The sequence below is a fragment of the Bacillus sp. SJS genome (assembly GCF_000732485.2).
GTDB classification, from domain to species: Bacteria; Bacillota; Bacilli; order Bacillales; family Bacillaceae; genus Metabacillus_B; species Metabacillus_B sediminis.
On the sequence record NZ_JAQV02000016.1, the window covers coordinates 120,815 to 131,003 of the forward strand.

General features: G+C 45.1%; 7 protein-coding genes, 2 pseudogenes and 1 riboswitch. Of the genes and pseudogenes, 5 read left to right on the forward strand and 4 right to left on the reverse strand.

Annotation, left to right across the window (positions count from 1 at the left end):
- Positions 1 to 202: 202 nt before the first annotated feature.
- Together AS29_RS09745 and AS29_RS09750 are read right to left on the reverse strand one after the other, a co-directional pair.
- Positions 203 to 1,249: a ribonucleotide-diphosphate reductase subunit beta gene (locus tag AS29_RS09745; RefSeq protein WP_035405669.1), complete on the reverse strand. Its 1,047-nt coding sequence runs from the start codon at positions 1,247 to 1,249 to the stop codon at positions 203 to 205.
- A gap of 12 nt (positions 1,250 to 1,261) precedes the next feature.
- Positions 1,262 to 3,541, reverse strand: a complete 2,280-nt coding sequence (locus AS29_RS09750) for a ribonucleoside-diphosphate reductase subunit alpha (RefSeq protein WP_035405703.1) — start codon at positions 3,539 to 3,541, stop codon at positions 1,262 to 1,264.
- A 114-nt stretch (positions 3,542 to 3,655) separates the two neighbouring features.
- Positions 3,656 to 3,835, reverse strand: a riboswitch (cobalamin riboswitch).
- 196 nt (positions 3,836 to 4,031) lie between these two features.
- Between AS29_RS09750 and dat the strand changes: the two genes are divergently transcribed.
- The 4 genes from dat to AS29_RS09770 all read left to right on the forward strand — a co-directional run bounded on the left by dat (position 4,032) and on the right by AS29_RS09770 (position 7,730).
- Positions 4,032 to 4,889, forward strand: coding sequence for a D-amino-acid transaminase (dat, locus tag AS29_RS09755; RefSeq protein ID WP_035405671.1), 858 nt, complete (start codon positions 4,032 to 4,034; stop codon positions 4,887 to 4,889).
- A 156-nt stretch (positions 4,890 to 5,045) separates the two neighbouring features.
- Positions 5,046 to 5,846 carry an SGNH/GDSL hydrolase family protein gene (locus AS29_RS09760; protein WP_035405673.1) on the forward strand — a complete coding sequence of 267 codons (801 nt, stop codon included), beginning with the start codon at positions 5,046 to 5,048 and terminating at the stop codon, positions 5,844 to 5,846.
- On the forward strand, positions 5,843 to 6,757 hold the full coding sequence (locus tag AS29_RS09765; protein ID WP_035405675.1) for an ABC transporter ATP-binding protein: 915 nt from the start codon (positions 5,843 to 5,845) through the stop codon (positions 6,755 to 6,757). The genes AS29_RS09760 and AS29_RS09765 overlap by 4 nt, the downstream gene beginning before the upstream one ends.
- The gene (locus tag AS29_RS09770) at positions 6,750 to 7,730 is read left to right on the forward strand and encodes an ABC transporter permease subunit (RefSeq protein WP_035405676.1); all 981 of its coding nucleotides are present in this window, start codon (positions 6,750 to 6,752) and stop codon (positions 7,728 to 7,730) included. Before AS29_RS09765 ends, AS29_RS09770 begins: the two co-directional genes overlap by 8 nt.
- Positions 7,731 to 7,913: 183 nt before the next feature.
- Here AS29_RS09770 and AS29_RS09775 read toward each other — a convergent pair.
- Positions 7,914 to 8,267 (reverse strand): annotated as a pseudogene (locus tag AS29_RS09775) (GNAT family N-acetyltransferase); the annotation flags it as partial.
- A gap of 13 nt (positions 8,268 to 8,280) precedes the next feature.
- On the opposite strand from AS29_RS09775, the pseudogene AS29_RS09780 reads away from it, so the two are divergent.
- A pseudogene (locus tag AS29_RS09780) lies at positions 8,281 to 8,499 on the forward strand (alpha/beta fold hydrolase); the annotation flags it as partial.
- Between the two features lie 34 nt (positions 8,500 to 8,533).
- Here the strand turns inward: AS29_RS09780 and nhaC are convergent.
- Positions 8,534 to 9,919, reverse strand: coding sequence for a Na+/H+ antiporter NhaC (gene nhaC / locus AS29_RS09785; protein ID WP_035405679.1), 1,386 nt, complete (start codon positions 9,917 to 9,919; stop codon positions 8,534 to 8,536).
- Positions 9,920 to 10,189: the final 270 nt, after the last annotated feature.

Sequence of the window (10,189 nt, forward strand, 5' to 3'; positions counted from 1 at the left end):
TCAGCAGCAGCTCCTTTTGAGGTGCCAGTCCCGCACTCTATTAGCGAAATAAAGCTCCGGCACGAGCTCTGCAAACCGTTGATGGGCAAGGGTTTGAGAGGAGATGTCTCTGTCCCGTTCTGCGGTGAAGCATCGCGTGACTGACCCCGCGGCTGCGCATTTATCCACTCAAATTACGTACAAACCCAGCCTTTGAGACATTTTACAAATCATCAAATCCATTATCCACATTATTTACTTTCGTATACTGCCGTGATTTCTGCTCAAAGAAATCGGATTTGCCGAGGTCGACTTCTTCGTAAGCTTTGATCCACTTAAGCGGATTTGTCCTGTACCCTTCAAACGGACGGTCATAGCCGAGCTGATTGGAGCGGACGTTGGCATAAAACTTAATGTAATCCTCGACGTCCTTCATGCTGATGCCTTCGATTTTATTGCCTAGTATATGGCGGCCCCACTCAATTTCAAGATCGGCGGCTTCTACAATGGTGCTTTCCACGAACACTTTCAAATCGGGTGTATCATATTCGGGATATTGTACAAGCACCTCTCTGAAGATTTTCACGAACAAATCGACGTGAATTTGTTCATCGCGGTTGATGTAGTTGATCATCGTGCTCGTCGCGACCATTTTCTGATTGCGGGCGAGGTTATAAAAGAAGGCGAATCCTGAGTAGAAAAACAGGCCTTCGAGAATGACGTCATAAACAAGCGACTTAAGCAGGTTTTCAACATTTGCGTTTTCTGCAAAAGCCTTATAGCCGTTAGTGACAAAGTCATTCCGTTCTCTTAGTATTTCCTCGCTCCGCCAATACTCGAATACTTCCTCCTGCTTGTTTTTCGGAACGATGCTGGAGAGTACATATGAGTAGGAATGATTGTGAATGACCTCCTGCTGGGCAAGCATAATCATGAGCGCGTTAATGCTGGAGTCTGTGATGTAGTCAGCGACTTTTCCTGCATAATCGGTTTGAATGCTGTCGAGCAGGGCGAGAAGCCCAATGATTTTCAGGAAGGCGTCCTTTTCATACTCATCGAGGTCTTTAAATTGCTTAACATCCTGAGACATATTGATTTCAAACGGTGTCCAGAAGTTCGATAGCATTTTTTTATATTTGGAATACGCCCACGGATAGGCGACATCATCCCAGTTCAAAATGTTGGAGCTCCGGCCGTTGATCAGGGCAGTTGAACGATTCGGCGCATCCGGATCCATAATGGTCCGCTGCGACAGGGCAATATCTGTCATCTGTTTTTCCTCCTAGCTCGCGCATGAATCGCAGTCTTCAATCAGGCTGGAAGTGGAGCGGACATAATACGTTGTTTTAAGTCCTGCATTCCAGGCGCCCATGTGAAGAGCAAGCAATTCCTTTGCTTTGATCGTATTCAAAACGTAAAAGTTAAATGAGATCGATTGATCGATATGGCGCTGTCTCGCCGCATTCTGTTCAATGCTCCAATGCTGATCCGTGAAATAGGCGGATTTATAATACCAGGTCGTTTCCGGGCTCAAATCAGGGGCCGTCACCGGAATCTTGTAGTCTTTCTTTTCTTCCGAATAAACCTTTTGAAAAATCGGATCAATACTTGCTGTGCTGCCGGCAATGATGGAGGTGGAAGCATTTGGGGCGACGGCCATCAGATAGCCGTTCCGCATGCCGTTTTCAGCGATTTGCTGCTGCAGTTCCTGCCATTCTTCAGAACGGTAGCCTCGGTTCTCAAAATAAGTGCCTGTTTCCCAGCCGGACCCTTCAAATGCCGGATAAGATCCTTTTTCCTTCGCAAGCTCCGAGCTCGCCTGGATGGTCAAAAAGGAAATTTTCTCATATAGCTTATCGGCGTACTGTACCGCTTCCTCACTTTCCCACTTAATCCCTTCAAGAGCTAGAAGATGATGCCAGCCAAAGGTTCCGAGTCCGATTGCGCGGTATTTGGAATTGGTGAGCTTCGCCTGCAGAACTGGTATTTCGTTTAAATCGATAACGTTATCAAGCATTCGAACCTGGATCGGGACAAGGCGTTCAAGCACATCCTCTCTAACTGCTTTAGCAAGGCTGATGGAAGAGAGATTGCATACAACAAAATCCCCGGGTGTTTTCACCGTAATGATTTTTCCATCCTCTGTATATTGTTCATCCATCGTGGTAGCGCTTTGGTTTTGGGTGATTTCTGTACAAAGATTGGTACAATATACCATTCCAGCATGTGCATTGGCATTCATCCGGTTCACTTCATCCCGGTAGAACATAAACGGTGTTCCGGATTCCAGCTGGCTGATCATGATCCGCTTCATAATATCAATTGCCGGAATGATTTCCTTCGCCAAATCAGGGTGGCGGACACATTCCCAATATTTTTCACGGAAGCTGCCGCTGCCTTTTTTCTCGTCAAAAAAATCCTCCAGGCTGTAGCCGAGTGTTTTCCTGACCTCATGCGGGTCGAATAAATACCAGTCACCGCGTTCCTCAACCTGTTCCATGAAAAGATCCGGCAGACAGACGCCCGTGAACAAGTCATGGGTGCGGAGACGTTCATCTCCATTGTTCAGTTTTGAATCAAGGAATGAGAAAATGTCCTTGTGCCATACATCCAGGTAAACCGCAATCGCGCCTTTTCTTTGGCCAAGCTGATCCACGCTGACCGCCGTATTGTTGAGCTGCTTCATCCACGGAAGCACACCGGAGGAAACGCCTTTGAATCCGCGGATATCACTGCCGCGGCTGCGGATTTTACCAAGATAGACACCGATGCCGCCGCCGCTTTTCGAAAGATTCGCAATGTCTGTGTTGCTGTCAAAAATCCCCTGCAAACTGTCGTCAATTGTATCGATAAAGCAGCTGGACAGCTGACCGACGGATTTCCCTGCATTTGATAGAGTAGGAGTCGCAACCGTCATATAAAGATTGCTCAGCGCCCAGTATGCTTCTTTTACGAGGTGGATCCTGTGCTCCGCCGGCTCTTTTGCCATCAGGGTCATTGCAATGATCATAAACCGTTCCTGAGGAAGCTCCATCACATTTTTGCTGTAGTCGCGGGCAATGTAGCGGTCAGCAAGTGTCCGGAGTCCAATATAGGTGAAGAGCAGATCGCGGTCCGGATCGATTATCTCGCCCAGCTCGCTGATTTCTTTTGGGCTATAGACTTGCGGAATCAGATCTCCGTAAATGCCGATGCTATGAAGCTTATCGACTAATTCAAGAAATGATCCGTACTGCTCTCTTTTTTCATAGCCCCTGCTTTTGGCCGCTTCAGCATAGAGCTGATCCAAATACAGACGGGCACAGAAGTATGTCCAATCCGGCTCAAGCTCGGATATATTGGCCAAGCCTTCTAATATGCTTAGGTTTTTTATTTGTTTTTCTGTATATGTATCTCTGGATGCAATCAATTCTTTTAATCTCTCTGTAAAGTGATGCAAATCAAGGTGGGGGAAGTCCGTCCCGGCTTCCTGAATCCATTGAGTAAAGTCATGTTCGTCAAACGGCCCTTTTATCCCTTTTTCATGGGTAATCATCGTCATCGTATCGGTTGTCATAGCCATCCTCCTCCAAGGGAAAATAAAAAATCCGCTCTTGGCAATTGAGCGGATCAAACGATAGAATAAAAGAGGATCTTTTATTTCCACCGTTTCATCTTCCCAATCCCCGGGAAAAGCGAAACATATCCAGCATCGGCAGGTCTCCTGACTTGTGCTTCCTCCTACTTTGAGCCCTTCCCGTACGAAGCCGTACAGTGGTATGCCCATTTCGTCACACTTACAGTTGCGGGGACAGTTCCGGTATCTCACCGGATTCCCTTTTAAGCTAATCTTAGCACCGTTTGCTGTGGAATATAATCAATATATAGTAGTTTGTTTTTTGTTTGTATTCTATATCTTGTGTTTTGTATAGATACATATTATAGGACAAGAATGCAGATTTCAACTATTTACCGTCAAAAATATTCTTTTTTATTTATTCGGATGTGCTTGACAACAGCGCGGCCCACCGTTTGTAATGATAAGAACAAATCCTAAACGTTAGAGGTGCACAATGAAAATCCTGATGAATACGGAACTGATTGATAGAGGGCAGGCAAAAGTAGATATTGAAGACAGAGGGTATCAGTTTGGAGACGGTGTATACGAAGTGATCCGCGTGTATGAGGGAGAAATTTTTACAATGGATGAACACCTTCAGAGACTCGAAAGAAGTGCAGGTGAAATCAAAATCTCTCTTCCTTACAGTTTGACGGAGCTTAAAGACAGAATAAGAGAATTGGTGTCAGTGAATCAGGTATGGGACGGCGGAATCTATATGCAGGTGACAAGAGGGGTCAGCCCAAGAAATCATCTTTTTCCCGGATCAGATATTCCAGCTCAGCTGGTAGCCTATCCAATTCCATCGAAACGTCCGGAAGAGCTTCAAAAAACCGGCGTTGAGGTCATCACAGCGGAGGACATGCGCTGGAAACGATGCGACATTAAAAGCCTGAATCTTCTGTGGAATGTGATGGCGAAACAGGAAGCTGCGGACGCAGGAAAATTTGAAACCATTTTTGTGCGGGACGGTATTGTCACAGAAGGAAGCTCCACAAATTTTTATGCGGTTAAGGATGGAACGGTTTATACGCATCCCGCCAATCACTTCATTTTGAACGGGATCACACGCCTTAAAATATTAGAAGCATGCAGAAATGCCGGGGTAAATACAGTGGAAAAAGAAATTCAGGCATCCGAACTCGATCAGTATGAGGAAGTCTTTATCTCCTCTACAACGATCGAAGTCATGCCGATTGTAAAAATTGACGGCAAATCCTACAGCAAAGGAAAGCCGGGACCGGTCACCCTGACGATTCAAAAAGCGTTCCGCGATTTGCTTCCCGACCGGAAAAAGGACGGCGTTTTATAAGCAGTAATAAGGAAACATTTAAAACCCGGGAATGCTGTTCAATATGCATTCCCGGGTTTTATTATGAGCAGCACATTGATGAAAGTGCAGTTTTAAGCTTTTCCAATGATTTAAGGTACAATAAAAGAATCTCACTGAAAGGTGCAAACGATAGAAATGAAAAGTGTAAAACTGATAGCGGGAATTTCATTAGCCGCAAGCATATTGTGGATAGGCGGTTTAGGATACACGGTGAACAGCCAATTTTTTCAGCAGCCTGATCCTCCTGCAAAAATGATCACCAAAACATCTGATGCAAAGCCGGTCAAGCAGGATGGTGAGTATCTTGTCGTTGGGCTTGGCGATTCTCTTACAAGAGGGATCGGCGATGAAAGCGGAAAAGGATATGTCGGGTATTTAATGGATCATCTGCGAGGCAAGTCGGAGCAGAAGTTCCAGCTCTCTAATTTATCTATCAGCGGACAGACATCGTCCGGGCTGGACAAGCAGCTGAAGCAGGCAGAAATACAGCGCCAAGTCAGTAAGGCCGATGCCATTGTAATGACCATCGGGGGAAATGACCTTTTTGCGGGCGGACAGGTGATGAACGACCTTTCGAGTAAGACGGTTGAACAGACAAGAACGGCTTTCCTGAAAAGACTTGGGGGAATTTTTAAGCAAATCCGTACCATTAATCCTGATGCGACGATCTTTTACATTGGGCTTTATAACCCGTTTAATGATCTTTCCAATCGCTCAGTAACCTCCGGCATTGTCCGAGAGTGGAATTTTTATACCGCTAATGAATCGGCAAAATATAAGAAAACCATTATGGTGCCAACCTTTGATTTGTTTGAACAGAACGTGAATGACTATCTGTACAGTGATAAATTTCATCCTAATGAAGAGGGGTATAAGCTAATAGGAGAGCGGCTGTCCTCGCTCATCATCTTCAGTGAGGAGGGGAAGAAAAAATGACAGAAAATTTGACGCTCTCTGTAACGGGACTAAAGAAAAGGATCAAAAAAAAGGAAATTATTAAAGGGTTAAGTTTTGAGCTTCAAAAAGGAGAAGTATTCGGATTTTTAGGTCCGAACGGAGCTGGTAAAACGACGACTATCCGCATGCTGGTCGGGTTGATTAAACCGACATCAGGCAAGATCACCATATGCGGATATGACTTGGAAAAGCAGTATACAAAAGCCATCCGGAATATCGGCTGCATCGTTGAAAATCCGGAGCTTTATACGTATTTAAGCGGGCGGGAAAATCTTGAGTATTTCAAACGGATGATTCCGGGTTTGAAAAAGGAGCGGATTGATGAAGTTGTCCGTCTTGTCCGGCTCGAGCACCGCATTGATGACCGGGTCAGTACGTATTCGCTCGGGATGAGGCAAAGACTTGGGATTGCCCAGGCGCTCCTCAGCCGTCCCAAAGTTCTCATCTTAGATGAACCGACAAACGGTCTTGATCCGATGGGAATTCGGGAAATGCGCGAATTTATCCGGTATCTTGCAGAGAAGGAGGGATTAACCGTTCTTGTTTCTTCCCATCTGCTCAGTGAAATCCAATTAATGTGCGACCGGGTAGCCATTATGTCGAAAGGAAAGGTTCTCCGTGTTGACACTGTTACGGCCTTGCTGACAGAAAAAGAGCGAGTAATCTGGCATGCAGAACCCCTTTCAAAAGCGAAGGAGCTGCTCGGACAGGAAACGGCGGTTCTTGCAGAGAAGGACGGAACGCTCATAACTGCAAATGACGAAAGTCAAATCGCTGTTTGGAATCAAAAGCTCGTCAACGAGGGTGTAAGTGTAAAAGGAATCGAAATAAAGCTTCCAACACTGGAAGACCTCTTCATTGAACTGACAGAAGGTGAAACCATTGATTAATCTGGTCTACAACGAAACGATTAAGATTGTCCGCAAAAAGAGGCTGTTTATTATTATGGGCATCATTGCCGTACTGGCGGCGCTGTTTACATATGCCCAAGTAAAGAAACATGAAGAATCAGTCAAAGAAGCGGGAACTGAAGACTGGCGCACTCAGGTGCAGCAGGAGATTATTAATACGCAAAACAGGCTGAGCTCAGGCGGCATTTCGGGTGAGTGGAAAGAATTTATGCAAATCCGGGTCAATCAGCAGCAGTATTATCTGGACCATGATATAAATCCATCAGCCCCAGGTGCTCCGACCTTTATGAAAATATTCGCTGAAAATTCGATTGATTTGCTTTTGCCCCTGATGGTGATGGTCATTGCAAGTGACATCGTTTCATCGGAGCATACAAACGGAACAATCAAGCTGCTGCTGACGAGGCCAGTTAAAAGGTGGAAAATCCTTTTAAGCAAATATATTACGCTTCTTTTATCCATCTCGTTTATTGTCTTGTCTGTTGGATTCTTAACGTATCTCGTTTCAGGAGTCGCCTTAGGCTATACCGGGTGGAATTTACCTGTGTTAACCGGATTTACGGTAAACGGCGGCCAGCTTGATACGAGTCAGGTACAAATGATGAGCCTTTGGCAGTACCTCCTCATGGACTTCGGTCTTGTCTGGTTTGTGGCGGTGGTTGTCGGCACGCTCACCTTTGCCCTTTCCTCCGTGATGAAAAGTACCGCCTCCGTCATGGGTGTCATGCTCTCCCTTCTTATAGCGGGAGCCATCCTTGCTAATATGGTATCAGCATGGGATTCAGCCAAATACCTTTTTATGGTGAACTTAAGGCTGACCGATTATATTAGCGGCATGGCGCCGCCGATCAACGGTATGACGCTTGGATTTTCGATGACGGTACTGACAATTTGGGCCGCTGCGGCACTGGTCGTTTCCTTTTTCTTTTTTACGAGAAAGGATGTTTATTAAAACTAAAAAAAGAGGCTGTCCAGCTGCTCTCAGCACAGAGTCTCGCACCTTCCACTCCGATCAGCCTTGAGTATACCTATTTAAAAAACGAAATCCCCGGAGTGCTCACACAGCGTCCGGGGGTGGTGTTCAAACATATCCTTTCAGGAGGCTTTTTTAAACAGCCTCCTTTTTTTGATCCTCCTAACTTTGAATCTCTTTTATACTCTTTCCTCCTAAGAATGCATGCCCCGTTTTCATTGCGGCAATGGTCTCAAAGCCATAGCGGCTATAAACCTTTTCAACCCTTTCATTGATTGGAAGCACCCAAAGTTTATCGATATGTTTTCTCACAGCTTCTTCTTGAATAAAGGATAGTAAATCACCAATCAATCCTTTTCCTCTGAATGACTGAAGCGTGGCGACACTTTCTACACGGGCCTGATTTTTTTCTTCAAACATACAGGCAGCTGCGCACGCTTTTCCATCATAACGAAGGAGATAGTGGGTAAAGGAGGGATGACTGAATTGTTTCTTGAATATCTTTTCAATGACTTCCTTCATTTGGTACCTATCTGATCGAGTAAAACAATTTGATTTACCGACTTATTTTGTTATGGGCAAGTATGATTATATGACTTCTTCAAAAGCGGCAAAAACCTATTTCGATGAAATGAAAGCTGCCAAAAAAGAATTTATTACTTTTGATCAGTCTGCTCATTATCCGCAATTGGAAGAAAAGGAACGTTTTAATGAGTGGATGTGTAATACGTTTATAAAAATCAAGTAAAAAGAAGCAGCCAAACGGCATGCTTCTTTTTCGATTAAGCGGCCAATTTGATCGAATCGGCTTTTTTATTTGGAAGAAACCCGTACAAAATTGAAAAAATAGGAGACAGGTACAAAAAGAATGCAAACGGAATGTAGTGAACCACATCAACACCGAGTGACTGTGCAAAGAACGCTCCGCTGACACCCCAAGGGACAAGCGGGTTCACGAGTGTTCCTGCATCTTCCAGCGTTCTTGACAGGTACCTATTCGGTATCCCCAGTTTCCCGTACATCGGTTTAAGTGATTGACCGGGAATCAGAATAGACATGTACTGCTCTCCTGTTGAAAAATTGACACTGATGGAGGACGCGGCGGTCGAAGCAATCAGCTGTCCGCGGGACTTCACTTTTTTAATTAGACCGTTCATTAAGGACTGGATCACACCGAGTTTTTCCATTAAACCGCCGAGAGCAAATGCAATCATGATGAGTGAGATGGACCACATCATGGATTGAAGTCCGCCGCGGTTTAAAATTGATGCTGCCTGTTCGTTCGCCACTTCAAATTTGGTTCCATTTTGAAGGATGCTCATAAACTGGGCGAAGTCGCCATTGCCGGCTAAAATACCTGTAAAACCGGCTGTTGCCAGTCCGATAATCAGTGTTGGAATGATTGGTTTTCTGAGCATAGCCAGCGCAACGACGATAACAGGTGAAAGCAAGGTAAACCATCCTGTGCTGACTGCACCGGAAATAGCCTTCATAATTTCTTTCATTTCACCGGCTCCAGCGGGATCTATGGTGATCGACCGTCCCATTATGAAGAAAATAACGGCTGTCAGCAAAATAGCCGGTATAGTCGTTTTCGTCATATGGCGGATATGCTCAATAATTGAAATTTCAGCCACTCCAGCCGCAAAGTTTGTTGTATCAGACATAGGCGACATCTTATCCCCGAAACAGGCTCCGCAAATAACGGCGCTGGCAGCCCACTCTAATGGAATCCCGGCAGCTGCCGCAATTCCCATCAGAGCAACTCCTACCGTACTGACCGTCGTAAAACTGCTTCCGACGAGCATGGAAACAATCATACAGCTGATCAGGCCCGTAATTAGAAGGAACTGAGGCTGAATCACAGACAGAGAAAAGTGTATGACCGTTGGAATTGTTCCGCTGAACATCCAGGCAGCGATCAGCATGCCGATTAAAGCCAAAATAATAATCGGCTGAATCCCGTTCTGAATCCCGCTGACCATCCCTTTTTCAAGCGAGCTCCATTTTTGGCCCTTCGCTTTTCCAAATAGGGCAAGAAAAATCAGGCAAAGAATTAAAGGAAGGTGCGGCTCTGTTTTTATATAGAAGAGACACGTGAAAATCGTCCCCAGCATAGCGGCTAAAATTAATAACGAAGTTCTAAATCGAATAAAATCTGAATCCATAATTGCTGCACTCCTTCTTTTTCACTTAAACGCTTCTACGCTTTTGTGTGTAAAAGTATTATACCAAGCAATCAATATATGTCAATGGATAGGGAAATAGTATGAAAAATAAGATTTTGGTAAGGATGGTTTCAGGTTCAAATTAAGAGGGGAGTGGACGGTAAACGGGGTCATGGTCCGATAACCAGGTGTGAAAGTCCGATAAAAGAGCGAGTGGGCGATAACTGATGGGAAGTGTCCGATATCTGAACGTGAGCGTCCGATAACGAG

Bases quoted from the DNA above. Each gene is read 5' to 3' on its own strand.
- dat (WP_035405671.1), top strand. From the start codon at position 4,032: ATGAAAATCCTGATGAATACGGAACTGATTGATAGAGGGCAGGCAAAA.
- AS29_RS09745 (WP_035405669.1), bottom strand. From the start codon at position 1,249: ATGACAGATATTGCCCTGTCGCAGCGGACCATTATGGATCCGGATGCG.
- AS29_RS09765 (WP_035405675.1), top strand. From the start codon at position 5,843: ATGACAGAAAATTTGACGCTCTCTGTAACGGGACTAAAGAAAAGGATC.
- AS29_RS09760 (WP_035405673.1), top strand. From the start codon at position 5,046: ATGAAAAGTGTAAAACTGATAGCGGGAATTTCATTAGCCGCAAGCATA.
- AS29_RS09750 (WP_035405703.1), bottom strand. From the start codon at position 3,541: ATGGCTATGACAACCGATACGATGACGATGATTACCCATGAAAAAGGG.
- nhaC (WP_035405679.1), bottom strand. From the start codon at position 9,919: ATGGATTCAGATTTTATTCGATTTAGAACTTCGTTATTAATTTTAGCC.